This is a genomic window from Amycolatopsis sp. NPDC104863 (assembly GCF_055582965.1).
In genome coordinates, this window is sequence record NZ_JBVJOW010000002.1 from 353,214 (window position 1) to 378,086 (window position 24,873).

27 protein-coding genes are annotated in these 24,873 nt (G+C 69.4%); 16 read left to right on the top strand and 11 right to left on the bottom strand.

Going from position 1 to position 24,873, the window contains the following annotated elements; translation table 11 throughout:
- The first annotated feature begins 21 nt into the window (after positions 1-21).
- The 8 genes from ACZ63J_RS11005 (at position 22) to ACZ63J_RS11040 (ending at position 6,464) form a co-directional block, all read left to right on the top strand.
- Entirely contained in the window at positions 22-636 is a 615-nt protein-coding gene (locus ACZ63J_RS11005) for a DUF1707 SHOCT-like domain-containing protein (RefSeq protein ID WP_465404256.1), read from the top strand.
- A gap of 270 nt (positions 637-906) precedes the next feature.
- Complete coding sequence (gene deoC, locus ACZ63J_RS11010; RefSeq protein WP_465404190.1) at positions 907-1,881, top strand: deoxyribose-phosphate aldolase; 975 nt, start codon at positions 907-909, stop codon at positions 1,879-1,881.
- Positions 1,881-3,314: an aldehyde dehydrogenase family protein gene (locus ACZ63J_RS11015; protein WP_465404192.1), complete on the top strand. Its 1,434-nt coding sequence runs from the start codon at positions 1,881-1,883 to the stop codon at positions 3,312-3,314. Before deoC ends, ACZ63J_RS11015 begins: the two co-directional genes overlap by 1 nt.
- Complete coding sequence (locus ACZ63J_RS11020; protein ID WP_465404194.1) at positions 3,307-4,173, top strand: aldehyde dehydrogenase family protein; 867 nt, start codon at positions 3,307-3,309, stop codon at positions 4,171-4,173. Before ACZ63J_RS11015 ends, ACZ63J_RS11020 begins: the two co-directional genes overlap by 8 nt.
- 71 nt (positions 4,174-4,244) lie before the next feature.
- Positions 4,245-4,940: a hypothetical protein gene (locus ACZ63J_RS11025; protein WP_465404196.1), complete on the top strand. Its 696-nt coding sequence runs from the start codon at positions 4,245-4,247 to the stop codon at positions 4,938-4,940.
- Positions 4,941-4,959: 19 nt separating this feature from the next.
- Positions 4,960-5,271 (top strand): hypothetical protein, encoded by a 312-nt coding sequence (locus ACZ63J_RS11030; RefSeq protein WP_465404198.1) that lies wholly within the window; start codon positions 4,960-4,962, stop codon positions 5,269-5,271.
- 21 nt (positions 5,272-5,292) lie between these two features.
- Positions 5,293-6,039 (top strand): hypothetical protein, encoded by a 747-nt coding sequence (locus tag ACZ63J_RS11035; RefSeq protein ID WP_465404200.1) that lies wholly within the window; start codon positions 5,293-5,295, stop codon positions 6,037-6,039.
- Complete coding sequence (locus ACZ63J_RS11040; protein ID WP_465404202.1) at positions 6,036-6,464, top strand: hypothetical protein; 429 nt, start codon at positions 6,036-6,038, stop codon at positions 6,462-6,464. Before ACZ63J_RS11035 ends, ACZ63J_RS11040 begins: the two co-directional genes overlap by 4 nt.
- Here the strand turns inward: ACZ63J_RS11040 and ACZ63J_RS11045 are convergent.
- Together ACZ63J_RS11045 and ACZ63J_RS11050 are read right to left on the bottom strand one after the other, a co-directional pair.
- Positions 6,461-7,240, bottom strand: coding sequence for a GH12 family glycosyl hydrolase domain-containing protein (locus ACZ63J_RS11045; protein WP_465404204.1), 780 nt, complete (start codon positions 7,238-7,240; stop codon positions 6,461-6,463). The two genes, ACZ63J_RS11040 and ACZ63J_RS11045, sit on opposite strands and share 4 nt — an antisense overlap.
- Before the next feature lie 64 nt (positions 7,241-7,304).
- Positions 7,305-7,946 carry a TetR/AcrR family transcriptional regulator gene (locus tag ACZ63J_RS11050; protein WP_465404206.1) on the bottom strand — a complete coding sequence of 214 codons (642 nt, stop codon included), beginning with the start codon at positions 7,944-7,946 and terminating at the stop codon, positions 7,305-7,307.
- Between the two features lie 179 nt (positions 7,947-8,125).
- On the opposite strand from ACZ63J_RS11050, the gene ACZ63J_RS11055 reads away from it, so the two are divergent.
- From ACZ63J_RS11055 to ACZ63J_RS11070, 4 genes are all read left to right on the top strand, one after another.
- A complete protein-coding gene (locus ACZ63J_RS11055; RefSeq protein WP_465404208.1) occupies positions 8,126-9,349 on the top strand; it encodes a cytochrome P450 in 1,224 nt (407 codons plus the stop codon).
- Between the two features lie 13 nt (positions 9,350-9,362).
- Entirely contained in the window at positions 9,363-10,562 is a 1,200-nt protein-coding gene (locus ACZ63J_RS11060) for a cytochrome P450 (protein WP_465404210.1), read from the top strand.
- Positions 10,563-10,600: 38 nt separating this feature from the next.
- Positions 10,601-10,795 (top strand): ferredoxin, encoded by a 195-nt coding sequence (locus ACZ63J_RS11065; protein ID WP_290056061.1) that lies wholly within the window; start codon positions 10,601-10,603, stop codon positions 10,793-10,795.
- A 149-nt stretch (positions 10,796-10,944) separates the two neighbouring features.
- Positions 10,945-11,946: a hypothetical protein gene (locus ACZ63J_RS11070; RefSeq protein WP_465404212.1), complete on the top strand. Its 1,002-nt coding sequence runs from the start codon at positions 10,945-10,947 to the stop codon at positions 11,944-11,946.
- Between the two features lie 48 nt (positions 11,947-11,994).
- Here the strand turns inward: ACZ63J_RS11070 and ACZ63J_RS11075 are convergent, their stop codons facing one another.
- The 5 genes from ACZ63J_RS11075 to ACZ63J_RS11095 are packed head-to-tail and all read right to left on the bottom strand — an operon-like array spanning position 11,995 to position 17,203.
- Positions 11,995-13,068 (bottom strand): ABC transporter ATP-binding protein, encoded by a 1,074-nt coding sequence (locus ACZ63J_RS11075; protein WP_465404214.1) that lies wholly within the window; start codon positions 13,066-13,068, stop codon positions 11,995-11,997.
- Between the two features lie 2 nt (positions 13,069-13,070).
- Complete coding sequence (locus ACZ63J_RS11080; protein ID WP_465335814.1) at positions 13,071-13,943, bottom strand: carbohydrate ABC transporter permease; 873 nt, start codon at positions 13,941-13,943, stop codon at positions 13,071-13,073.
- Positions 13,940-14,872 carry a carbohydrate ABC transporter permease gene (locus ACZ63J_RS11085; RefSeq protein WP_465404216.1) on the bottom strand — a complete coding sequence of 311 codons (933 nt, stop codon included), beginning with the start codon at positions 14,870-14,872 and terminating at the stop codon, positions 13,940-13,942. The genes ACZ63J_RS11080 and ACZ63J_RS11085 overlap by 4 nt, the downstream gene beginning before the upstream one ends.
- Positions 14,872-16,212 (bottom strand): ABC transporter substrate-binding protein, encoded by a 1,341-nt coding sequence (locus tag ACZ63J_RS11090; RefSeq protein ID WP_465404218.1) that lies wholly within the window; start codon positions 16,210-16,212, stop codon positions 14,872-14,874. The genes ACZ63J_RS11085 and ACZ63J_RS11090 overlap by 1 nt, the downstream gene beginning before the upstream one ends.
- Positions 16,199-17,203, bottom strand: a complete 1,005-nt coding sequence (locus tag ACZ63J_RS11095) for a zinc-dependent alcohol dehydrogenase family protein (protein WP_465308987.1) — start codon at positions 17,201-17,203, stop codon at positions 16,199-16,201. Before ACZ63J_RS11095 ends, ACZ63J_RS11090 begins: the two co-directional genes overlap by 14 nt.
- 128 nt (positions 17,204-17,331) lie before the next feature.
- On the opposite strand from ACZ63J_RS11095, the gene ACZ63J_RS11100 reads away from it, so the two are divergent.
- Positions 17,332-18,318, top strand: coding sequence for a sugar-binding transcriptional regulator (locus ACZ63J_RS11100; protein WP_465404220.1), 987 nt, complete (start codon positions 17,332-17,334; stop codon positions 18,316-18,318).
- A gap of 261 nt (positions 18,319-18,579) precedes the next feature.
- Positions 18,580-19,260, top strand: a complete 681-nt coding sequence (locus ACZ63J_RS11105) for a hypothetical protein (protein WP_465404222.1) — start codon at positions 18,580-18,582, stop codon at positions 19,258-19,260.
- On the opposite strand, the gene ACZ63J_RS11110 is transcribed toward ACZ63J_RS11105, so the two are convergent.
- Complete coding sequence (locus ACZ63J_RS11110) at positions 19,148-19,474, bottom strand: winged helix-turn-helix transcriptional regulator (protein WP_465404224.1); 327 nt, start codon at positions 19,472-19,474, stop codon at positions 19,148-19,150. The genes ACZ63J_RS11105 and ACZ63J_RS11110 overlap by 113 nt on opposite strands.
- 65 nt (positions 19,475-19,539) lie before the next feature.
- Between ACZ63J_RS11110 and ACZ63J_RS11115 the strand changes: the two genes are divergently transcribed.
- Positions 19,540-20,127 (top strand): NADPH-dependent F420 reductase, encoded by a 588-nt coding sequence (locus tag ACZ63J_RS11115; RefSeq protein ID WP_465404226.1) that lies wholly within the window; start codon positions 19,540-19,542, stop codon positions 20,125-20,127.
- Positions 20,128-20,129: 2 nt separating this feature from the next.
- Here ACZ63J_RS11115 and ACZ63J_RS11120 read toward each other — a convergent pair whose 3' ends face one another.
- Both ACZ63J_RS11120 and ACZ63J_RS11125 read right to left on the bottom strand, forming a co-directional pair.
- Positions 20,130-20,300, bottom strand: coding sequence for a hypothetical protein (locus ACZ63J_RS11120; protein ID WP_465404228.1), 171 nt, complete (start codon positions 20,298-20,300; stop codon positions 20,130-20,132).
- A gap of 88 nt (positions 20,301-20,388) precedes the next feature.
- Positions 20,389-21,435: a C45 family autoproteolytic acyltransferase/hydolase gene (locus ACZ63J_RS11125; protein WP_465404230.1), complete on the bottom strand. Its 1,047-nt coding sequence runs from the start codon at positions 21,433-21,435 to the stop codon at positions 20,389-20,391.
- 228 nt (positions 21,436-21,663) lie between these two features.
- On the opposite strand from ACZ63J_RS11125, the gene ACZ63J_RS11130 reads away from it, so the two are divergent.
- Positions 21,664-22,212 (top strand): DUF1062 domain-containing protein, encoded by a 549-nt coding sequence (locus ACZ63J_RS11130; protein WP_465404232.1) that lies wholly within the window; start codon positions 21,664-21,666, stop codon positions 22,210-22,212.
- Positions 22,213-22,233: 21 nt separating this feature from the next.
- Here the strand turns inward: ACZ63J_RS11130 and ACZ63J_RS11135 are convergent, their stop codons facing one another.
- On the bottom strand, positions 22,234-24,738 hold the full coding sequence (locus ACZ63J_RS11135) for a DEAD/DEAH box helicase (protein WP_465404234.1): 2,505 nt from the start codon (positions 24,736-24,738) through the stop codon (positions 22,234-22,236).
- Between the last annotated feature and the right edge of the window lie 135 nt (positions 24,739-24,873).

Consider the following 24,873-nt stretch of genomic DNA (forward strand, 5'->3'; position numbering starts at 1 on the left):
AGCGAACTGACGCCCGACCAGATGCGGGCCTCCGACGCCGACCGTGAGCGCGTCGCCCAGGTGCTGCACAACGCCCTCTCCGAAGGGCGGATCACCGTGAACGAGCTGGAAGAGCGGCTGACCACGGTTTACGAGGCGAAAACGATCGGCGAGCTCAAGCCGGTGACGGCCGACCTGCCGACGTCGTCGGCGGCGGTCGAGCCGGCGACCACCCGCGCGCTGGGCTTCCCGGACCAGCGGATCGGCGGCCACCCGGGCTCCCCGGTGTCGATCGGCGTCCTGTCCGGCGCGATCCGCAAGGGCAGCTGGGTCCTGCCCCCGCAGCACAACAGCTTCGCCTTCTGGGGCGGCGCGGAGATCGACCTGCGCCAGGCCCGCTTCGCGGACAAGCACTGCACGATCACGGCGGTCGCCATCATGGGCGGCATCCAGATCACGGTGCCCGACGACATCAACGTCGACGTGACGGGCATCGGCTTCATGGGCGGCTTCGTGCTGGAGGACAAGTCGGGAGCGCCTCCGGCCCCGCCGACCGCGCCGACGGTGAAGATCAACGGGCTCGGTTTCTGGGGCGGCGTGGTCGTGTACCGGAAGCCGGCGAAGCGGTCGGAGCCGCCGCAGATCGAAGGGGCCTGACCGGGGTTCCCTGCCCGCGCGAACGGTCCACTCGCGCCTCGCCCGTACGGCGCGAACGGTCCGTTCGTGGCGCGCCGCCCGCAGCACGAACGGGCCACTCGCGTCCCGCCGAGAGCACGAACGGTCCGTTCGCTCCCTCTCGACGTCACGAACGGTCCGTTCGCGCCGTCGCAATCGCCCCCGCGTGACACACGCCGCCGAGAACGTCACACCGGGTGACCTCCCGCCGGACCCCGCGCGCTGTCGGACCCGCCGCCTAGACTCAGGCCCATGACAGCCACGACCAGCACGTCAGCGGCGCCGGCCACCCCGGCACCACTGGCGGACGCGACTCGCGACGAAGCGAGCCTGCGCCGCTTCCTGCTCGGGCTGCCCGGTGTCGACCAGGTCGGCGTCGAGCAGCGCGCGGCGGGCCTCGGCACGCGCAGCATCAAGAAGGACGCCAAGCGGTGGGCCATCGACACCGCCATCTCCATGGTCGACCTGACCACGCTGGAGGGCGCCGACACCCACGGCAAGGTCCGGGCGCTCGCCGCGAAGGCCGTCCGCCCCGATCCCGAACGCCAGGACACCCCGCGCGTCGCCGCCGTCTGCGTGTACCCGGACATGGTCGCCACCGCCGTCGAAGCGCTCAAGGGCAGCGGTGTGCACGTCGCGAGCGTCGCCACCGGCTTCCCCGCCGGGCGCACGAGCCGCGAGATCAAGCTGGCCGACACCAAGATCGCCGTCGACGCGGGCGCGCACGAAGTCGACATGGTGATCGACCGCGGCGCCTTCCTCGAGGGCCGCTACATGGACGTCTTCGAAGAGATCCAGGCGATCAAACAGGCCTGCGGCGACGCCCACCTGAAGGTCATCCTCGAGACCGGTGAGCTGGCGACCTACGACAACGTGCGGCGCGCGTCGTGGCTGGCGCTGCTGGCCGGCGGGGACTTCATCAAGACGTCCACCGGCAAGGTCTCCCCCGCCGCGACGCTGCCGGTCACGCACATCATGCTGCAGGCGGTCCACGACTGGCACGTGACGACCGGCGAGCTGCGCGGCGTCAAACCCGCGGGCGGCATCCGGACCACGAAGGACGCGATCAAGTACCTGGTCGCCGTGCACGAGGTCGCCGGCGAGCACTGGCTGACCCCGGACCTGTTCCGCTTCGGCGCGTCCAGCCTGCTCAACGACCTGCTGCTGCAGCGCCGCACCCAGGTGGACGGCCACTACAGCGGCCCCGACTACGTGACGGTGGACTGATGCCTGTTTTCGAGTACGCACCGGCGCCCGAGTCGCGCGCCATCGCGAACCTCAAGGACCACTACAAGCCGTTCGTCAACGGCGAGTTCGTCGACGGCTCGGGTGAGCCGCTCAAGACGATCAACCCGGCCACCGAAGAGGTCCTGGCCGAGGTCGGCACCGCGTCGAAGTCCGATGTGGACACCGCGGTGAAGGCCGCGCGCAAGGCCTACAACACTGTCTGGTCGAAGATGCCGGGCAGCGAGCGCGCGAAGTACCTCTTCCGCATCGCGCGGCTGATCCAGGAACGCTCGCGCGAGCTGGCGGTGCTGGAGAGCCTCGACAACGGCAAGCCGATCAAGGAGTCGCGCGACTCCGACATCCCGACGGCCGCCGCGCACTTCTTCTACCACGCGGGCTGGGCCGACAAGCTGGACTATGCGGGCTACGGACCCGACCCGAAGCCGCTGGGTGTCGCGGGCCAGATCATCCCGTGGAACTTCCCGCTGCTGATGCTGGCCTGGAAGATCGCCCCCGCGCTGGCCACCGGCAACACCGTGGTCCTCAAGCCGGCCGAGACGACGCCGTTGACCGCGCTGGTGTTCGCGGAGATCTGCCAGCAGGCCGAGCTGCCGCCGGGCGTGGTGAACATCCTGCCCGGCGCGGGCGACATCGGCGCGGCCATCGTCGAGCACGGCGACATCAACAAGATCGCCTTCACCGGCTCGACCGAGGTCGGCAAGGCGATCCAGCGCCAGGTCGCGGGCACGCCGAAGAAGCTGACGCTGGAGCTGGGCGGCAAGGCCGCGAACGTCGTGTTCGAGGACGCGCCGCTCGACCAGGCCATCGAGGGCATCGTCAACGGCATCTTCTTCAACCAGGGCCACGTCTGCTGCGCGGGCTCGCGGCTGCTGGTGCAGGAGTCCGTCGCCGAAGAGGTGCTGGAGAAGCTCCGCTACCGCGTCTCGACGCTGCGGCTCGGCGACCCGCTCGACAAGAACACCGACGTCGGCGCGATCAACTCGGCCGAGCAGCTGGCGAAGATCCGCGGGCTCGTCGAGGCGGGCGACGCCGAGGGCGCGCAGCGCTGGACCAGCCCGTGCCCGGTGCCCGACCGCGGGTTCTTCTTCGCCCCGACGGTGTTCGCGAACGTCCACCAGTCGATGCGGATCGCGCGCGAGGAGATCTTCGGGCCGGTGCTGTCGGTGCTGACGTTCCGCACGCCGGACGAGGCCGTCGCGAAGGCCAACAACACGCCGTACGGGCTTTCGGCCGGGATCTGGACCGAGAAGGGCTCGCGCATCCTGTGGATGGCGAACCAGCTGCGCGCCGGCGTGGTCTGGGCCAACACGTTCAACCGCTTCGACCCCACCGCCCCCTTCGGCGGCTACCAGGAATCCGGCTTCGGGCGCGAAGGCGGCCGCACCGGGCTGGAGGCTTACCTCGATGTCTGATCGCATCTCCGTCGCGAAGACGTACAAGCTGTACGTCGGCGGCAAGTTCCCGCGTTCGGAGTCCGGCCGGGTCTACCCGGTGACGGACCCGAAGGGCAAGTTCCTGGCGAACGCGGCGCACGCGTCCCGCAAGGACGTCCGCGACGCTGTGGTGGCGGCCCGCAAGGCGTTCCCGGGCTGGTCGGCGGCGACGGCGTACAACCGCGGCCAGGTCCTGTACCGGGTGGCCGAGGTGCTGGAAGGCCGCCGCGACCAGTTCGTCGCCGAAGTGTCCACTTCGGAGGGTCTGGCCCCGAAGAAGGCCGAGTCCCTGGTGGACGCGGCGATCGACCGCTGGGTCTGGTACGCGGGCTGGACGGACAAGATCGCGACGGTCCTCGGCGCCGCGAACCCGGTGGCGGGCCCGTACTTCTCGTTCACGGTCCCGGAGCCGACGGGTGTGGTGGGAATCCTGGCGCCGCAGCAGTCGTCGCTGCTGGGCCTGGTCGAGGTTCTGGCCCCGGTCCTGGCCACCGGCTCGACGGCGGTGGTGGTCTCGAGCGCGGAGCGCCCGCTGCCGGCGATCACCCTGTCGGAGGTCCTCGCGACGTCGGACGTCCCGGGCGGCGTGGCGAACATCCTGACGGGCCGGGCGGCGGAGCTGGGCTCCTGGCTGGCCTCGCACGGAGACGTCAACGCGCTGGACCCGACGGGAGCCGCCCCGGCGGACCGCCCGGAGCTGGCGCGCGAAGCGGCGAACACGGTGAAGCGGGTGCTGACGGTCCCGGAGGCGGAGCCGGACTGGACGTCGGCGCCCGACCTGTCGCGGCTGCGGCGGTACCTGGAGGCGAAGACCGTCTGGCACCCGATCGGCGTCTGAAAGCAGGAACCAAGCCGGCCATTCGGCCTACTGGTAACCTCTCGGTCACGCAGCGACACAGGAGGACGCTGGTGAACGACGAGCGCCGCTGGGGTTTCGAGGAATACAAGGACTGGGACGACGAACCGGCGGGGCCGCCATCCGCGGCGCCGCCGGAGGACGAGCCGACGCTGGCCGGAAGTGATCCGGACGAAGTCGTCGAAGTGTTCGTCACCGCCGACGCGTCGATCGCCGCGGTCCGGCTCTCCCGCGACTGGCGCAGGTCCCTTGATCCCCGCGCGCTCGACGGCGCTGTCCTCGCCGCCGCGAACGCCGCGACGATGCTGGCGCTCGCGAAGAGCGTCGAAGACAGCCAGGCCGGTGCGGCCGAAGAGCCCGTCGTCCCGCAGCCCGCCGAGACCGGCAGCCTCAGCTCGGCCGACGTGCAGCGGCTGCTCGACAGCGTCCACCGGGAGATCGCCGACTTCAGCCGGCAGCTGGCGGCCGTCGTCGACCGCCCGGCCGAGGCGGAAAGCTCGGGCCGGCACGTGCGGGGCACCGCCGAACGCGGTCACTTCACCTCCTTGACGATCGACACCTCGTGGGCCGCGCAGGTCCGGCACACCGAGATCGAAAGCGAGCTGACGGAAGTGCTGCGCAAGCTGCATTCCGAGAGCACTCCCGGCGAACTGGCGGACGGCCCGCAGGGGCCGGCGATCGCGGAGCTGATGGACCTGGCCGGCGACCCGGAACTGCTCATGCGCCGGCTCGGCCTGCCCGCCACCTGAACCCGGGGAGAAAACGACGATGGATCTGAAGACCGCGGTCGCTGCTCTGCGCGCCGACGCCGGGACCTGGGACACAGCGGGGCAGGCGGTCGACGCTCCCAAGCAGGCGATCGGCGGCCTGGGCCTCACACCCGCCGACGTCATGATGTACGGCGTCGACAAGGGGATCGACAAGACCTACGCGAGCGCCCAGAACGCCTTGTCGGCCATGCTCGGACAGGCCGCCGAAAACTTCCACGATCTCGCCGGAGCACTGCGGCACGCGGCGGACATGTACGACGAGACCGAGGCCGCTCACCAGCAGCGCATCCAGCGCGCGTCCGGCCACTGACCCGGCGAGGAGGCCGAAACCTTGACCAGCGCCGCGATCCAGCAGAGCACCGGCACGTTCCACGAGCTCGAACAGAAGATCCAGGAGTTCATCGCCAAGGTGAACGACGCGCTGAACTGGGTTCCCGGCTTCCTGTCCGACCTCGTCCAGCCGATCAAGGACGGCCTGGTCTTCCTGCAGCAGAAGGCGAAAGAGTTCTGGGACCGGGTCAACCAGCTGATCGACCAGCCCGGCAGCCCCGACCGGCTCCACCAGGTGGCCGCGGACTGGGCGGACAAGATCGGCAACGCGGTCGGTGACATCGCTGGCGACGTCGCACTGGACAAGCTGCAGGCCAACCTGGACTGGCAGGGGCGGGGCGCCGAGGCATACAAGGCCACGGTGCCCGCTCAGGTCGGCGGGCTCAACTCGGTGAAGGACCTCGCCAACCAGCTGCGCAGCTCACTGGACAACCTCGCCAACGGCATCGACACGTTCTGGGTGGCCATGGGCGTCGCCGGCGGGGTGTTCCTCGTCGGCGCCATCGGCGCCATCGCGGCCGCGTGCACCGTGGTGGGCATCCCGGCCGCGATCGCCGCGATCGCCACCGCGGCCGGGGTCGCCATCGGCCTGGTCACCACCGCGATCGTTTCGGTGATGTCGCTGATGAACACCATCTCGACGGAGCAGAACACCATCACGCAGAAGGTGCACGACCTCGGCACCGAGTGGTCGAAGTCGAACGTCGGCGCCATGCAGGACAAGTCGGACTGGCACGTGATGTCGTGACCAGGGCACCCGGCGTTCTCGCCGTCCTCGTGGCCCTCGCCGGCTGGATCGCCCTGGTCTGGCTCGGCGTGGCCGCGCCGTCGGGCACCCACCCGCTCGTCTACTTCGGGCTGATCTTCCTCGGCGCGGGCGGCGTGGCCCTGCTGCTCGCGGGAGTCGGCGCGCTCACCGCGCGGTCGCGCCGGGTCGCCGGGGCGCTGACGCCGTCGTTCGTCACCGGGGTCCGGAACCTCGTCCTGGCGATGTGGTGCTGCGCCGTCGTCACCGACGTCCTCGGGTGCCTGACCGTCTTCGGCACCGCCGGGCGCGGCGGGACGGCGGAACTCACTACGGGCACGGTGGTCGTTGTGCTCGTCCTCGCGGCGGTCACCCTGGTCGTCGGCGGGGTGACCTCGGTTTCCGTGCGCCGGGCCTGCCGGCTCTAGCTCATCGTCACCGAGAAGTCCGTCAGCGTGAACCGGGCCTGGCCGCCGCCGGTCGAGCAGAACTCGATGCCGTAGCCGATCTGGTTCACCGTCGGGTTCGCCGGGATGTAGCCCTTGCCGATCGACCAGGCGATCATCGCCTTGAGGTCGACGGCGCCCGAGTACTGCGTCGTCTGCGACACGAACGCCACGTACCCGTCCTTCATCCAGACGTCGTAGGTCTGGCCGCCGGCCGAGTAGGTCTCCACCTGGTCACCGGAGGGGACCTGCTTCAGGTTCTCCGTCCACACCATCAGCTCGGTGACCCCGTCACCGTCGCCGACGCCGTTCAGCCACACGTCGTACGCCACGTCGTAGATGCCCACGCCCGGGCCGCGGCCGGCGAACGTCGACTTGATCGTCGAATACCCGTCGAACGGTTTCCCGTCGAGGTTGTTGATGTCCTTGTGCACGTTCGGATAGGTTTTCACCGACGTTGTCGACGGCTGGGTGGAATCGACGTACCAGTTGTTGTACGCGCACGCTCGCAGCGTTTCCGGGCCCGCTTCGTCGGAATTCCACATGTTGTTGTGGACGTAGTAACCGCCGTTGTCCCAGCCACCGTCGGTCTCGCTGGTGGTGAACTCCGGCGAGGCGCAGCTCGGAACCGCCTGCACCGAAGGCGGTGCTGGAGTGGACGAAGGCGCCGCGGCCGAACTCGACGACGCGACCGGCTCGGGAGCGGCACTGCACCCGGCGAGCACCAACCCGCAAATGACCAACAGCACAGCTCGCATTTTTTCCCGCCCGGCGGTCGCAATTTCTGCAGAACAGGAACACTACCCCCAAAACCGCGGAAAATCAGTCTTCGGGGTCGAGGTCGCGAGAAGTGATGGGCCGGCCGGGCAGTTCGGTTCCCGGCCGCGCGCTGAGCCCGTCGATCATGATCCCGACACAGCGGCGGGCCGCCAGCTCCGCCACTTCCGGGGCCTTCGCGCGCACCTGACGCAGCAGCGTCGCGAAGAGGATCGCGATGTCCCCCGCGCCGACGTCCTCGCGGAGCCGGCCCTCGGCCTGGGCGCCGCGGACGAGCTCGTCCACCACCACCAGGATCTCCTCCCGCAGGCGCCGGACCTCCGGGTCGCCCTTCAGGATGACGAGCGCGCGGTGGGACACCATCGCCAGCTGGATGCTCAGCTGCAGCTCCACCGACTGCCGCAGCAGCCGGGACAGCGCGTTCCACGCCGACGTCTCTTCGCCGGCGATCCGGTGGGCGTCGATCAGCACGCGCTCGAAGTTGTCCATCGCGACGGCGCGGACCAGCGCGTCGCGGTCCGGGAACCGCCGGTAGAGCGTGCCGACGCCGACGCCGGCCGCGCGGGCGATCTCCTCCATCGGCACCTCGGGACCGGAAGCAGCGAAGATGCTCTTCGCCGCGGCGAGGATCTGGTCGCGGTTGCGCCGCGCGTCCGCCCGCAGGGTGGTCTCGGGGTCTGCCGTCATGCCGTTCGCCTCTCGCTGGATCGCGCGGGGTGATTCTCGCATGGTCAAGGGGCCACGCACTCGGACTCGAGTGAGTCACCCGTTAGCTAGTGGACGACTTCCTTCCGCTTCGGTACCTTGGGATGAGGAACCGGAATGTAATCCTCCGCATACTGTAAGTCCGTTTTAGGGGGCCCGATATGACCGAAGTCGCCGATCCCACCACGAAGGACGAAGTCTTCCCGCTCGCCCGCACCTGTCCGTTCGCGCCGCCGCCGGCCTACGACAAGCTCCGCGAAGCGGGCCCGGTCCAGCGTGTCGCCCTCCCGGACGGGTCGGAAGCCTGGGCGATCACCCGCCTGGAAGAGGTCCGGCAGATGCTGACCGACCCGCGGTTCAGCTCCGACCGGTTCAACCCGGGCTTCCCGGTCCTGTTCAAGTCCGGCCGGCCGCAGCGGCGGCGGAACTTCACGGCGTCGCTGATCAACATGGACCCGCCGGAGCACGGCGCGGCCCGCCGCGAGGTCGTCGGCGAGTTCACCGTCAAGCGCATGAAGGCGCTGCAGCCGCGGATCCAGCAGATCGTCGACGAGCACATCGACGCGATCCTGGCCGGCCCGAAGCCGGCCGACCTGGTCACCGCGCTCTCCCTGCCGGTGCCGTCGCTGGTCATCTGCGAGCTGCTCGGCGTGCCCTACGGCGACCACGACTTCTTCCAGGTCCGCAGCTCGAAGCTGCTCAACCGGGAGATCGACCAGGAGAGCCGGATCCAGGCCGTCGACGAGCTGCAGGAGTACCTCGACCAGCTGGTCGCCACCAAGGAGGCCGACCCGACCGACGACCTGCTCGGCCGCCAGATCGTCAAGCAGCGCGAAGAGCACGGTGACGCCGACCACGACTCGCTCGTCTCGCTGGCGTTCCTGCTGCTCATCGCCGGGCACGAGACGACGGCGAACATGATCTCGCTCGGCACCGTCGCGCTGCTGGAGAACCCGGACCAGCTCGAGATCATCAAGAACGACCCCGGCAAGACGCTCGACGCCGTCGAGGAGCTGCTCCGGTACTTCACGATTGCGGAGTTCGCGACCTCGCGCGTCGCCACCTCGGACGTCGAGATCGGCGGGCAGCTGATCCGCGAGGGCGAGGGCGTGCTGGGCCTGAGCTACTCCGGCAACCGCGACGAAGAGGCGTTCGAGAACGCCGACGAGCTCGACCTCGAGCGCGGCGCGCGCCACCACGTCGCCTTCGGTTTCGGCCCGCACCAGTGCCTCGGCCAGAACCTGGCCCGGATGGAGCTGCAGATCGTGTTCGACACGCTCTTCCGCCGCATCCCGGAGCTGAAGCTGGCCGCGCCGGTCGAGCAGCTGCCGTTCAAGCACGACTCGTCGATCTTCGGTCTGTACTGCCTGCCCGTGACCTGGTGAAGAGGGGGAAGTCATGACGACTGTCGAGAAGCACGAATTCCCGATGACGCGCACGTGCCCGTTCGCGCCGCCGCCGGCGTACGAGGAGATCCGCGAAGGGGACCCCGTTTCGAAGGCCGGGCTGCCCGACGGCGGCTGGGCCTGGGTGGTCACCCGCCACGAGGACGTCCGGACCGTGCTGAACGACCGGCGCTTCAGCGCCGATCGCCAGCACCCGGACTTCCCGCAGCTGGTCAAGGGCGGGTTCCGGCGCAAGGGTGACGAGCGCACCATGATCACCATGGACGCGCCCGAGCACGGGCCGGCCCGCAAGGCCGTGCTCGGCGAGTTCACCGTGCGGCGGATGGAGGCGCTGCGGCCGCGGATCCAGGAGATCGTGGACGGGCAGATCGACACGCTGCTGGCCGGGCCGAAGCCGGGTGACCTGGTCGAGGCGTTGTCGCTGCCGGTGCCGTCGCTGGTGATCTGCGAGATGCTCGGTGTCCCGTACACCGACCACGACTTCTTCCAGGAACACACCGCGAAGCTGATCAAGCGCTCCACGACGCCGGAGGAGCGGCGGGCGGCGTTCGACACCATCCGCGGGTACATGGAAGACCTCATCGCGGAGAAGGAGGACAACCCGCCGGACGACCTGCTCGGCCGGCAGATCGTCAAGCTCCGCGAAGACGGCACCTACCGGCGCGCCTCGCTCGCCGCGACCGGCTTCCTGCTGCTGGTGGCCGGGCACGAGACGACGGCGAACATGATCTCGCTGTCCACCGTGGCGTTCCTGCGCAACCCCGAGCAGCTCGCGGCGATCAAGGCCGACCCGGGCAAGACGCTCGACGCCGTCGAGGAGATGCTGCGGTACTGGACGATCGTGGACGCGGCCACCGCGCGCCTGTGCGTCGAGGACGTCGAGGTCGGCGGGCAGCTGATCCGCGCCGGGGAGGGTGTGCTGGCGCTGGGTTACTCGGCGAACCGCGACCCGCGGGCGTTCGAGAACGCCGACGAGCTGGACATCGAGCGCGGCGCGCGCCACCACGTCGCCTTCGGCTTCGGCCCGCACCAGTGCCTCGGCCAGAACCTGGCCCGGATGGAGCTGCAGATCGTGTTCGACACGCTCTTCCGCCGCATCCCGACCCTGGCGCTGGGCGCGGACGTCGACGACCTGCCGTTCAAGGACGACGCGAACATCTACGGCCTGTACCGGCTGCCGGTGACCTGGTAGAGATCGAACCTGCCATCCCACCACAGGAGAGAAGAACCATGAAGATCATCGCGGACACCGGCAAGTGCGTCGGCGCGGGTCAGTGCGTGCTCACCGAGCCCGCGCTGTTCGACCAGAGCGAGGACGACGGCACGGTCATCGTCCTGAACGAGACGCCCGAGGGCGAGCTGGTCGAGAAGGCCCGCGAAGCGGTGCACGTCTGCCCGAGCCAGGCGCTTTCGCTGCAGGAGTAGGTCTACCGCAGCTGGTCGTGAGTGGTAATTAGGGTTAGAACCCCAATTACCACTCACGACTGGTGGCCGACTTATCCACATTGGGTCCAGTTGTCCACAGATTCGCGACGGTACTCCTGGGGAGCCGCGGGGCGCGGCAAAGTCGAGCCATGCCCCTGCACACCCGCTGGTCGACCGATCAGATAGCGCCGTCAGCCCGACCGAGCTGGCAAGTCCTGCTCGACGAACAGCACGGCGTCATCAGCAATCGCCAGCTCCGTGCCTATGGCCACTCGGTCGCCGACCTGACGGCCAACCTCAAAGCTGGACGGTGGCAACGCGTTCTCCCCCGGGTCTACGCGACATTCACCGGAGGCCTCCCTCGGCCGGCAAGACTGTCCGCGGCTCTGCTCTACGGCGGCTCCGAGGCCGTACTCAGCCACTACACGGCCGCAGAAGAATGGGGTCTGGTAACGATTGCGGACCGGCCAGTGGAGATCACCGTCCCGTATTCCAGCTCCGCTATCTCCCAACTGCCGCTCGTCATCGTGCACAGATCCCGTGCGCTGCCGCACATCGTCCTTGAAACCAAACCGGTTCGTACCCGCGCTCCGGACACCATCGTCGACCTGGCCGTGTCGCAACGCACTTCCCGCGAGGCGACGGCCCTTGTCGTCGACCTCGTCAGCCGCACCAGAATCCCTGTTGCGGAAGTTCGGAACTGCGTGCTCGCGAGACCTCCGTATCGCCACCGGACTGCCGTCCACCGGGGACTCGACCTCGTGGCGAACGGCCTGATGTCGACGCTGGAAGTCGAGTACCTCGAGAACGTCGAAGACCTGCACGGGCTGCCCCGGGGGAACCGCCAGACACCGTTCGTCGTGGACGGAAAGACCTTGTGGGAAGACGTCACGTACGACAATCACGGTGCCGAGGTGACGATCCGGCTCGACGGCCGGGCGACGCACGCGACCGCGGGCGTGGCCTTTCGCGACCGCCGCAGAGACAACGCGGCTGAGCTTGCGGGGCGTGCCCGGCTCGTCTACGGCTGGCAGGACGTTCACACGTCGCCGTGCACCGTTGCCGCCGAGGTTCGGACGATCCTGCTCCGCGAAGGCTGGAATCCCGAGGGCAGTCGGAAGCCATCCTGCCCACGATGTCGTGAGTGGTAATTCGGGTTAGAACCCTAATTACCACTCACGACGAGGTGGCCGCAGCTCTCAGGAGAGACGCAGGGTCGTCTCCGGGTTGAAGGCGTGGGTCTCGCCTTCGCCGCGCAGGCCGACGCGCACGTTGTCACCCATGCGCGGCGGTGTGCGGCCGTCGACCCGGACGACGAACCGGTCGTCGCCGACCTTGCCGTGCAGGTATGCGTCCGCGCCCAGCTCCTCCACGAGCTCGACGACCAGCTCGAAGCCGCCTTCGGAGACCAGCTCCAGCGACTCCGGGCGGACGCCGAAAACCACCTCGCGCAGGTCGCCGGCCGCCGAGAGCACCGACCGCGGCAGCGGCAGCACGACGTCGCCGAGCTTGACGCCGCCTTCGGTCAACGGGAGCGTCGCCAGGTTCATCGCCGGCGACCCGATGAAGCCCGCCACGAACGAGTTCGTCGGGTTCTCGTACAGCTCCCGAGGTGACGCGCACTGCTGCAGCACGCCGTCGCGGAGCACCGCGACCCGGTCGCCCATCGTCATGGCCTCGACCTGGTCGTGCGTGACGTAGATGGTCGTCGTGCCCAGGCGCTGCTGTAGCTGGGCGATGTTCGCCCGGGTCTCCACGCGCAGCTTCGCGTCCAGGTTGGACAGTGGCTCGTCCATCAAGAACACGCTCGGCTCGCGCACGATCGCCCGGCCCATCGCGACCCGCTGCCGCTGCCCGCCGGACAGCGCCTTGGGCTTGCGGTCCAAAAAGCGAGACAGGTCCAACATCTTCGCCGCTTCGCCGACCTTCGCGTCGATGTCCGCTTTGGACAGTCCACGCAGCTTGAGCGCGAAGCCCATGTTGTCGGCGACCGTCATGTGCGGGTACAGCGCGTAGGACTGGAACACCATCGCGATGTCCCGGTCCTTCGGCGGCAGGTTCGTGACGTCGCGGTCGCCGATGCGGATGGCGCCCTCGTTGACGTCCTCGAGCCCGGCGAGCATCCGCAGCGCCGTCGACTTGCCCGAACCGGACGGGCCGACCAGCACCAAGAACTCGCCGTCCGGCACCGAGAGGTCGAGCTTGTCCACCGCGCGAACGGTCGAAGCACCCGGGTAGATCCGCGACGCCTCTTCGTAACTGACTGCTGCCATGACTACTTCACCGCTCCCATCGAGAGGCCCCGGACGAGGTGGTTCTGCGCGAACCAGCCGACGATCATCACCGGCAGCGAGGCCAGCAACGCGGCTGCGGACAACTGGGCCCAGTACAGGCCCTCACTCGTGATAAACCCGACGAGGAACACCGGCACGGTGCCGGCCCGCGCCGCCGTCAGGTTGACCGCGTAGAAGAACTCGGTCCAGGAGAAGATCACGCAGATCAGCGCGGTCGCCGCGATCCCGGGCGCGACCACCGGCATGATGATCTTGCGCAGCAGGGTCGGCAGGTTCGCGCCGTCGATCCGGCCCGCTTCGATCATCTCGTGCGGCACTTCCAGGAAGAACGACCGCATCATCCAGATGGCCAGCGGCAGGTTCATCGACGTGTAGAGGATGACCAGCGCCCACACCGTGTCCAGCAGCTCGGTGTTCTGGGAGATGATGTACAGCGGGATGATCGCCGCGACGATCGGCAGCATCTTCGTCGAGAGGAAGAAGCCGAGCGCGTTCGACGTCTTCTTCACCGGCGCCAGCGACAGGGCGTAGGCCGCGGGGATGCCGAGGAGCAGCACCAGCAGCGTCGAAAGCACCGTGACGAACGCCGAGTTCGACAGGTAGGGCAGGAACCCGCCCTTCAGGACGTTCGCGATCTGGTCGAACGTCGGGCTGAAGAACAGCTTCGGCGGGTCGGTGTAGGCGTCGGCCTCCTGCTTGAACGCCGTGAGGATCATCCACAGCAGCGGGAAGACGAACAGGATCGCGATCACCCAGGTGACGAAGGTGAGCGAGCCGGGGCCGACCTTGCGCTTCGGCTTGCGGGCCGGAGCCGCGGTCGCAGCCGACGATGGGCGGGTTTCGAGGGTGGTCATTTGACGCCTCCGTCCACCGAGAAGGTGCGGAACATCAAGCGCAGGGCGAAGGTCGCGACGATCATCGTCAGGATCACGACGATGACACCCATCGCCGACGACTGGCCGACGTCGAAGCCTTCGAACGCGCGCTGGTAGATGTAGTACGGCAGGTTGGTGCTGGCCGTGCCCGGCCCGCCCTGCGTCATCAGGAAGATCGCGTCGAAGCTGTTCACGATGTAGATCGCGCCCAGCAGGGTCGCCAGCTGCAGGAACCTCGACAGGTGCGGCAGCGTGATGGAGACGAACGTGCGCCACCGGCTGGCACCGTCCACAGAGGCCGCTTCGAGGACCTCTTTGGACTGGCTCTGCAGGCCCGCGAGGATCAGCAGCATCATGAACGGCGTCCACTGCCACACGATCTGCGCCATCACCGAGGCCAGCGGGAACTCCGAAAGCCAGTCGACGTCGGTGCCGAAGACGAAGTGCAGCAATCCGTAGGTCGGGTCGAACATCGTCGTCTTCCACAGCAGCGCGCCGGCTGCCGGCAGGATGAGGAACGGCGTGATCAGCAACGTCCGGACCACCCCGCGGCCGAAGAACTTCCGGTCCAGCAGGATCGCCAGGCCGAGGCCGAGCAGCAGCGCGACGAGCACGCACACCACCGTCAGCAGCACGGTGTTGAGCAGCGCGACCAGGAACGTCGTGTCACTGAAGACGTCGATGTAGTTGGCGAGGCCGACGAAGTGCCGTGAACCCGGCCGGACCAGGTTCCACGACTGGAAGGAATAGAAGACCGTCAGCAGGAACGGCAGCTGCGTCACCGCGATGACGAAGATCAGCGCCGGCAGCAGCGGGAGCCGCCGCTTGGCCGCGGTGCTCAGGCCTTTCCGCTCTTCGGCCTTCGCGTGCGTGTGGGACTTGGGCGTGTCTACCGACAGTGTGGACATCACTGCACCGCCTTGTAGGAATCGCCCACTGTCTGGGCGTAGTCCTGGGACTGCTTCAACGCGTCGTCTACGGACTCGCGGCCGGCGATCGCCGCCGACAGCTGCTGGCTCACCCGGGTGCCCAGGTCCTGGAACTCGGGGATGCCGACGAACTGGATGCCGGGGTAGGGCACCGGGTTCGCCATGGCCTTCTGCTGGTTGGCGTCCGCGATGCCGTCCAGCGTCGGCTTCGCGTAGGCCTGCGCGGCCTTGGCGTAGTCGGGAATGTCGTAAGTGGACTGACGCACGCCCGGCGGGACGCGGTTCCAGCCGTAGGCCGCGCCGACCTTCTGCACGTACGCCTTGTCGGTCATCCAGGCCATGAACTTCCAGGCCGCGTCCTTGTCCTTGGCGACCTTGGGGATGCCGAGCGCCCAGGTGTAGAGCCAGCCGCTGGCCTGGGTCTTGACGACCGGCGCCGGCGCGTACCCGGACTTGCCGACGATCTTGCTGCTCGACGGGTCCTCGTTGGTGCCCGCCATGACCGTCGCGTCGTACCACATCGCCGCGTTGCCCTGCGTGTAGCGCGTGCCGCACTCGGAGAACCCGGCGCTGGAGGCGCCGACCTCACCGTGGTCGCGGATGAGGTTGACGTAGAAGTTCGCGGCGTCCTTGAACTCCGGCGACGTCAGCTTGGCGTTCCAGTCCTTGTCGAACCACTGGGCGCCGAAGGTGTTGGCCACCGTCGTGAACGGCGCGAGGCTCTCGCCCCAGCCGGGCTTGCCGCGCAGGCAGATGCCCGCGACGCCGTTGGCCTTGTCGTCGAGCTTGGCGGCGTACTCCGCGACCTGCTGCCAGGTCGGCTTGGCCGGCATGGTGATCCCGGCCTTCTCGAAGAGGTCCTTGCGGTAGGCCAGGAACGACGACTCGCCGTAGAACGGCACCGCGTACATCTGGTTCTGGTACGACAGCGACTGCTTGATGCTGGGGATGAAGTCGCCTTCGTCGTAGCCCTGGGTGGCCGCCATGTGCGGCTCGAGGTTCTCGAGCCAGCCGTTGGCCGCCCACTGCGGGGCCTCGTAGTTGCTGATCATCACGACGTCGAACTCGCCGCCCTCGGTGGCGGTCGACGCGGTGATCTTGGCGCGGGCCTGGTTCTCCGGCAGCGAGACGAACTTGAGGTTGATCCCCGTCGCCTTCTCGAACTCCGGGGCGAGCGAGATCGCGTCCTTCATCTGCGGGTTGGACACGATCGCGATGACGAGCGTCGAGCTGCCGGTGCCGATCGAGCCGGCGCCCGCGCAGCCGGTCGCCAGCAGCGACGTCGCGGCGAAGAGCGTGAGGAGCTTACGCACGGCCACCTCCCGGGAGGACCTGCACCTTGAGGCCCGAGCCGCTGCGCATCTTGGCGAGCGCCTCGGGGTACTGCTCCAGCGGGAGCCGGTCGGTCAGCAGCTCCTCGGTGTCGATCGCGCCGCCGGCCACGAGGTCGAGCGCGGCGCCGTAGCTGTTCAGCACGGCCATCGAGCCGACGATGGTGATCTCGTCGTTGTAGATCCGGAACGGCGAGAGCGCGACGCGGGCTTCGGCCGGGGCGACACCGAAGACGAGCAGGCGGCCGCCGCGGCGGATCGAGTCGAAGGCGGCTTCGATGGCCGGGGCGGCGCCGGTGGCGTCGACGGCGACGTCGAACTTCTCGCCGTTCAGCTCACTGACGTCCGACGCGGTGGCGACGGCGCCGAGGCGGGCCGCGCGGGGCAGGCGCTCCTTGTTGCGGTCGACCACCGTGACGTTCGCGCCGGCGCGCTGCAGCAGCTGCTGCATGATCAGGCCCATGGTGCCGGCGCCGATCACGAGGAAGCTCTCGCCGGCCTCGACGCCGACGCGGCGCACGCCGTGCACGGCGCAGGAGACGGGCTCGACCAGCGCGCCCTGCTCCCAGGTCATCGAGTCGGGCATGCGGTAGCAGTTGGCCGACGGCACGGCGACGAACTCCGCGAAGGCGCCGTCGACGGTGTCACCGGTCGCGTTCCAGTTCGCGCACAGGTTTCCGTGGCCCGAGCGGCACGGGCCGCAGTAGCCGCAGAACAGGGAGGGGTCCACGGCGACGCGGTCGCCGACCTGCCAGCCGCCCGGCACGTCGGCGCCGAGCTCGACGATCTCCCCGGCGAACTCGTGCCCGGGGACGATGGGGTACGGGGTGGGCGGGAAGTGCCCGTCCGCGATGTGCAGGTCGGTGCCGCAGATGCCGCACGCGCCGACCTTGACGACTACCTGCCGTTCCCCCGCTTTCGGATCGGGCACCTCGCCGACTCGGATCTGGCCGGGCCGGTCGATGATGGCGGCACGCATGCCTAACCCCTTCCTCGCGCTCATATGAGCGGCGTTGACCTATGGCGTCGAGTACTTGTGAAGGCATTAGAGGTCTGACGTCGGTAGTACGTCAACCTTTTGGGCGGATTTCTAGCTATAGTGCTCATATGAGCACGACCAAGAAGCCGGGGTCCCTGACCGAAGCTATGCTGCTCGCGACCGTCGCCCGGCGCTTCTACGTGCAGGGACGCTCCAAGCTGGAGATCGCCGACGAGTTCGGCGTCAGCCGGTTCAAGGTGGCGCGCATGCTCGACACCGCCATGGAGTCCGGGCTGGTCAGGGTGGAGTTCTCACTGCCGGCGCCGGTCGACCTGGCGCTGTCGGACGAGGTGCGCTCGGCCTACGGCCTGGAGCGGGCGCTGGTGCTGGAGCGCTCAACCGAGCGGGAACCGAAGGAAGTCGTCCGGGCGAAGATCGGGACGCTGGCCGCCCGGCTGCTCGAAGAGATCGTGCGGCCCGACGACGTCGTCGGCCTCTCGTGGGCGCGCTCGGTGAACGCGATGACCGAGGCGATCCGGGCGCTGCCGCGCTGCCCGGTCGTCCAGCTCTGCGGGGTGCAGGCCGGGATGGACATGCGCGGCCGCTCGGTCGAGACGGTCAGCCGCGTGACGTCGGTGTCCGGCGGCGACGCGTACCCGATCTTCGGGCCGCTGGTGCTCCCCGACCGCCGCACGACCGAGACGCTGCGGCGCCAGCCCGGCATCGCGGAGACGTTCGGCCAGTTCAAGAACCTGACCAAGGCGGTGGTCAGCATCGGCGCGTGGCAGCCCGGCGAGTCGACGGTGTACGACGCGCTCGACGAAGCCGAGCGGGCGGCGATCTCGGCCCGCGGCGCGACGGCGGAGGTCGCGGCCCGGCTGTTCGACGCGGCCGGCAACGCGCTGTCGACCGGCCTGGCCCACCACGTGCTGGCGATCAGCCACGAGGAGCTGACGGCGGTGCCGGAGGTGATCGCCCTGGGCTACAGCCGCCCGAAGGCCTCGGCGGTCGACGCGGTCCTGCGCTCCGGCATGGTCTCGACCCTGATCACCGACGCCGCCGCCGCAGTCCCCCTGCTGGCCCTCGCCGCCAAAAACCCACCGACCCGCACGTGAAGGAAGGGTCAACACGCCCCGCCCCGGCGAGTCGACCCTCCAATCACGCGAGATGCCCCTCCAATCACGCGAGATCCGCCGCTGATCACGCGAGATCCGCCGCTGATCACGCGAGTTCCGGGTTCCGGCCCGTACTCCCGTGGCAGTACGGGCGTCGCGGCGCTCTACCCCGGCGGGTGCAGGCGCGACCGGCGCGGCTCCGGGGCAAAACCCGGGTCGGGCCCGATGTGCCCACCCGCGCCGACGGCGAGCCTGGACCGCATGAAAACTTCCCCGCGGTGGCGGCAGGCCGTCGTCTGGCTGCACGTCGTGTCGTCGGTCGCCTGGATGAGCCAGGCCCTCGCCCTCGTTGTGCTGATGTCGCTCGCCCTGACGGACCCGGGCCGCGCCGTGGCCGCGACCGCCATGGCCGACCGGCTCGACTCGACCCTGCTCGCCCCGATGGCGAACGTCTCCGCCTTCACCGGCCTGCTGCTCGCCGGCGCGACCGCCTGGGGTTACTTCCGGCACTGGTGGGTGCTCACGAAGTTCGCCCTGACGCTCATCCAGCTCTACGCCGGGATCTTCCTGCTCTCCCCCGCGCTGCGCGAGTCCGCGGACACGGCCACCGCGAGCTGGCTCCAGGTCGCCGGCGCGTCGCTCATGGCGAGCGCGCTTTCCTTCCAGGCGTGGCTTTCGGTCGCGAAGCCGGGGAAGAAGACGCCGTGGGCACCGGCCGGGAAGCAGCCGGCCGCGCCGACCTGGGTGTTCGTCGCCGGGGTCGTCGTGTCCGTGGTCGACGTCGTCGACGGCCTTCTGCTCGGCTACCCGCTGCCCGCGTTGTCCCTGGTCATGCTGATCGTGCTGCTCGGTCTTGAGCGGCGACGACGGCATCGCCGTGCTCCGCGGCCCAGCGCCCGAAGCCCTCGATCGGCGCCAGCAGCGTCTCCCCCAGCGGCGTAAGGGCGTACGCGCCTTCGCGACGCTCGACGAGACCGTCGAACTCCAGGCGCCGCAGGGTTTCCGTGAGCACCTTCGCGCTGATTCCGCCGATCGTGCGACGCAGTTCGCCGTGCCGCGCCGGGCCACTCCGCAGCGCCCACACCACCACCGGGTTCCACGTGTTGGCCATCAGGTCGAACGCGAGCCGCGTCCGGCAGTCGGCGAGGAAGTCCATGGTTACCGTTCGGTTCCTTCCCGGGTTCCTACCGTCGTGCTGGTAGCCAACCACAAGGAGGACACATGCGGATCGGGATCTTCGGCACCGGCGGGATGGCGGCGGCGCTCGGCACGCACTGGGCGCGCGCGGGCCACGAGCTGCTGGTGAGCGGCCGTAGCCCCGACGCGCTCGCGAAGCAGCTAGACGCGCGAAGCGGAACCTGGCGCGAAGTGGCTTCGCAGGCCGAAGTGCTGCTGCTCGCCGTCCCCGCCGACGCCGTCTTCGAGGTGCTCGCCGCCGCGGGTCCCCTGCCCGGCCGGGTCGTGATCGACTGCACCAACCAGCCCGGCGCGGACGGCGGCCCGCCGCCGGGCACCCCGGTCGCCGCGCGCATCGCGGCCACCGCGCCGGACGCGCACGTCGTCAAGGCGTTCAACCTGGCGTCCGTCGACGTCTGGCGGAAGCCACCCCGGACGCTCACGGTCCCGCTCTGCGGCGACGACCGGGCGGCGCTCGACGCGGTGAGCACGCTGGTCCGGGACGTCGGCTGCACCCCGGTCCACGGCGGCGGCCTGGACCGCGCCGCCCTGCTGGAGGCGACGGCGGCGTTCGCCATCGGCCTGTGGTTCGCGGGCGAAGACGCGCAGAAGATCCTGGCGCCGGCAGGCTGAGCTCAGCAGCACGCCTTGTAGGCGCCCGCGACGATGCTCGGCGCCATGCCGTACTCGGTCGCCGAGGCGTCCGGGCCCGTGGACGCGAGTGCGGTGGTGGCCGGCGCCGCCCCGGCGGCCCCCAGCACCGCCGCGACGAAGATTCCGGCCACGACACGCTTCAGGTTGATCATGGGTTCCCTCCCCTGTGGACTGACACCAACCTAGCGACGCCCACGCGGTCGCGAGGGAATTTGACCGCTTCCGGCCAGCGGCCGGACGTCAAGCGCTGACGGCGTCGACGTCGCCCGCCGTCAGGGAAGCCGCCTGGGCTCGCAGGGACTTGCCGCCGTGGGGAACCACCGTCACCTCGCCCGTCGCCAGGTCCGTCACCAGCGTGCTCAACGTCATCAGCTCGTCCCCGCCGGTCGCGTCGCGGAAGACGCCGCCGGTCAACGTCTCCGTGAGCCACGCCGCGTCCGGTGTGGACGGCGCGAGGTGCGCACACACCTCCGCGCGCCGCAGGCTCTCCTCCGGCGCGGCGTCCAGATGGGGCGGGAGCTGCCGGAAGTGGTTGGTGTGCCAGGAAAGTCCACTCGCGACAGTCAGGACCGCCGTCTCGGTCCCGGCCTTCTCGACGACCGTGACACCCGGCTCGCCGATCCGGCCCATCGTGTAGGCGAACCCGCCCGCCGACGAGCAGCGGCGCAGCAGCGACACGGCCTCGGGCAGGTTCGTCGCCCGCTGCGCCGAGCGCGCCACGAAGTGCCGCCCCGCGCGCGGCCCCGGCGCGACGACGCCGACGCTGTCGACCCCCCACACCAGCCCGTGCGAAGTGAGCGTGAACGTGTTGGCCGGCAGGAACCCCGGATACCACCAGACGCACACGCCGGGCTCGCCGTCGACCAGCAGCGTGAGCAGCCGCCCGAGGCCGTCGAACACCGGGAGGCCGTCCTCGTTGTGGCCGAGCAGCGAAGGCGCGCCGACCCACGCGAGGTCGGTGCAGCCGGTCCCGTCGCCGGTGCCCAGGTCGCCGCGGAGGTTGGCCAGCAGCAGGTCGTCGAACGGCACTCCGGCGCCCTCGGCGAGCGCCGTCAGCTCGGCGTAGGCGTCCGGGTGGTCCACCTGGGACGCCGATTCGACCGCCCGGAACAGCACCGGGGACCGCCGGGCCCGCGCGGCGACCGGCCAGCCGGCCAGTCCGGCGAGGACGGTCCGGATGTCCGCGGCAGCGTGCTCGCCGAGCGCCCGGAAAGCGGCTTCCCGGGGACCCCGGACGATCGTCCAGCGCACGTCGCCGATCCGGTGCTCTTCGACCTTGGCCGCCATGCGCTCACGATGACTGAGCAGTCAGGAAAAGGCAACGGGCCCGCCGGAAAACGAGTGGAACGGCGCCACCGGCTGCGGTTACCGTGCCGACGAACCGAGTCGCCTGGTCAAGGACGTGCCGTTGTACACCTCGTGAGACCTCCCCGAGCGCTGATCTGACGCGCGTCGCGCTTTCCGCGCCGCGCCGCTTCTTGCTGCGGACTTCTCACGAGAACGGGTGTCCTTGTCATGCTCGAAAACTGGGTGGTCGTCCCCACCCGCCTGCCGCTCGTCGTCCGGTCCTGCCACGCGTGCGCGGCCGACCGCTTCCGGACGAGTGGCAAGTTCCGCGTCAACGCCCACCACAAACGGCTCGACGCCTGGCTCCTCGCGCTCTGCACCACCTGCGGGGAGACCACGAAGCTCACGGTCCTGGACCGGGTCAACGTCCGGTCCGTCCGGCCCGAGCTGCTCGACCGGCTGCACACCAACGACCCTCGGCTGGCGGCCGAGCTGCTCCAGGACCCGGTCCTGCGGCGCCGCAACCGCGTCACGCTCGACTGGGACGGCGCCTGGCGCCTCGACACCGGCCGGCCCGCTCCCCCGGACCGCGACGTGATCGATGTTTCGGTCCGCTTCGCGGCGCGGATCCCGATCCGGCCGGTGCGACTGATCGCCGAAGGGTGCGAGCTGTCGCGAGCCGAGGTCGAACGCCTGGTCACCAAGGGGAGGCTCGTCGCGGCGGTCCGGCTGACCGGCCGGCTCACCGGCGACTTCACCTTCACACTCAAGCGGTGAGCTGCCGGCGGAGCCGGGGATCTAGTGCGCGCCGACCTCGGTCACGCGCACCACGGCCACCCCGGCTTCGTCGGACGCCGCCAGGTCGACCTCCGCGCTGATGCCCCAGTCGTGGTCGCCGGCCGGGTCGTCGAAGATCTGCCGCACCTTCCAGACGTCCGGCTGCTGCTCGATCATCAGCAGCGCCGGGCCGCGCGCGTCCGGGCCGGTGCCCAGCGTGTCGTACTCCTCGAAGTAGTCCTCGATCGCTTCCTGCCACGCCTCGGCGTCCCAGCCGGACTCCGCGTCCAGCTCGCCGAGCGGGAACCACGCCCGGCGCCCGAACAGCTCGACCCGGCGGAACAGCTCGTTGCGGACCAGCACCCGGAAGGCGCGCTCGTTGCGTGTGACGGCCGGCGGCTCGGACGGCGGCCGCGTCGACACCGGGCCTTCTTCGTCGGGGTGGCGCAGGGCTTCCCACTCGTCGAGGAGGCTGGAGTCGACCTGCCGGACGAGCTCGCCGAGCCACTCGATGAGGTCCTGCAGCGGCTCGGTCTTGGCCTCGTCCGGCACCGTGTGGCGCAGGGAGTCGTAGACGTCCGTGAGGTAGCGCAGCACCAGCCCTTCCGAGCGGGCGAGCTGGTAGAAGCCGATGTACTCGACGAAGTTCATCGCGCGCTCGTACATGTCGCGCACGACCGACTTCGGCGACAGCTCGTAGTCGTCGACCCACGGGTGGCCCTGCCGGTAGCTGTGGAACGCGCCCTGCAGCAGCTCCTCGAGCGGCTTCGGGTAGGTGATGTTCTCGAGCAGCTCCATGCGCTCGTCGTACTCGATGCCCTCGGCCTTCATGGCGTTGACGGCCTCGCCGCGCGCCTTGAACTGCTGCTGCGACAGCACCGGCCGCGGGTTGTCCATAGTGGATTCCACAGTGGACACGACGTCGAGCGGGTAGCTCGGCGACTCCAGCTCGAACAGCTCGATCGCGGCCAGCGCGAACGGCGAAAGCGGCTGGTTGAGCGCGAAGTCGAACTGCAGGTCGACGGTCAGCCGGACGATCCGGCCCTGCTCGTCCGGCTCCGGCAGCCGCTCGACGACGCCGGCGGCGAGCAACGCGCGGTAGATCGCGATGGCGCGCAGGATCAGCTTGCGCTGGGACGCGCGGTCCTCGTGGTTGTCCTCCAGGAGGTGCCGCATCGAGTCGAACGCGTTGCCCGGGCGCGAGATCACGTTCAGCAGCATCGAGTGGGTGACCTTGAAACTGGAGGTCAGCGGCTCGGGGTCGGCCGCGATCAGCCGGTCGAACGTGCTCTCGGTCCAGTTGACGAAGCCCTCCGGCGCCTTCTTCCGGACGATCTTCTTTTTCTTCTTCGGGTCGTCGCCCGCCTTCTCCAGCGCCTTGGCGTTCTCGACGACGTGGTCCGGGGCCTGGACGACGACGTAGCCGTCGGTGTCGTAGCCCGCGCGCCCGGCGCGGCCGGCGATCTGGTGGAACTCGCGCGCCTTGAGGTGGCGCTGGCGGACGCCGTCGTACTTCGTCAGGGCGGAGAAGACCACTGTCCTGATTGGTACGTTGATGCCGACGCCGAGGGTGTCCGTCCCGCAGATCACCTTGAGCAGGCCCGACTGGGCCAAGGTCTCGACCAGTCGGCGGTACTTCGGCAGCATCCCGGCGTGGTGGACGCCGATGCCGTGGCGGACCAGCCGCGAGAGCGTCTTGCCGAAGCCCGCGGAGAACCGGAAGTCGCCGATCAGCTCGGCGATCGCCTCCTTCTCGGCCTTGGTCGTGACGTTGATGCTCATCAGCGTCTGGGCGCGTTCGATGGCCGCGGCCTGCGAGAAGTGCACGACGTAGACCGGCGCCTGGCCGCCGTTGAGCAGCTCGGACATCGTCTCGTGCAACGGCGTGAGCGCGTACCGGAAGGTCAGCGGCACCGGGCGCTGCGCCGACGTCACGACGGCGGTCGGCTTGCCGGTGCGGCGGGTGAGGTCCTTCTCGAAGAAGGACACGTCGCCCAGCGTCGCCGACATCAGGACGAACTGGGCCTTCGGCAGCTCGAGGATCGGCACCTGCCACGCCCAGCCGCGGTCGGGCTCGGAGTAGAAGTGGAACTCGTCGGCAACGACCTGCCCGACCGGGGCGTCCGCACCGAACCGTAACGCGATGTTCGCCAGGATTTCCGCGGTGCAGCAGATGATCGGGGCGTCCGGGTTGACGCTCGAGTCGCCGGTCATCATCCCGACGTTGTCGGCCCCGAAGATCTCGATGAGCTGGAAGAACTTCTCCGACACGAGCGCCTTGATGGGCGCGGTGTAGTAGCTGCGGCGGCCCTGGGCGAGCGCGGTGAAGTGCGCGCCGACGGCGACGAGGCTCTTCCCGGAGCCGGTCGGCGTCGAGAGGATGACGTTCGATCCGGAGACGACCTCCATCACCGCCTCCTCCTGCGCCGGGTACAGCTCGATGCCCCGATCGGCCGTCCAGGTCGTGAACGCTTCGAAGAGGGCGTCGGGTTCGGGATCCGCAGGCAGGAGGTCTGTGAGAGTCATCAGACGTCCATCGTGCCATCCGCTCGTCGCAAAGTCGGCAGGGGCAATCGCGTCGCGCGTGGTAAACCCGTAGGCTTCGCGGTACCGCGCATCGACCGGGGGATACTTTCGGTCTCGCGCGCACACGGGCGGTAA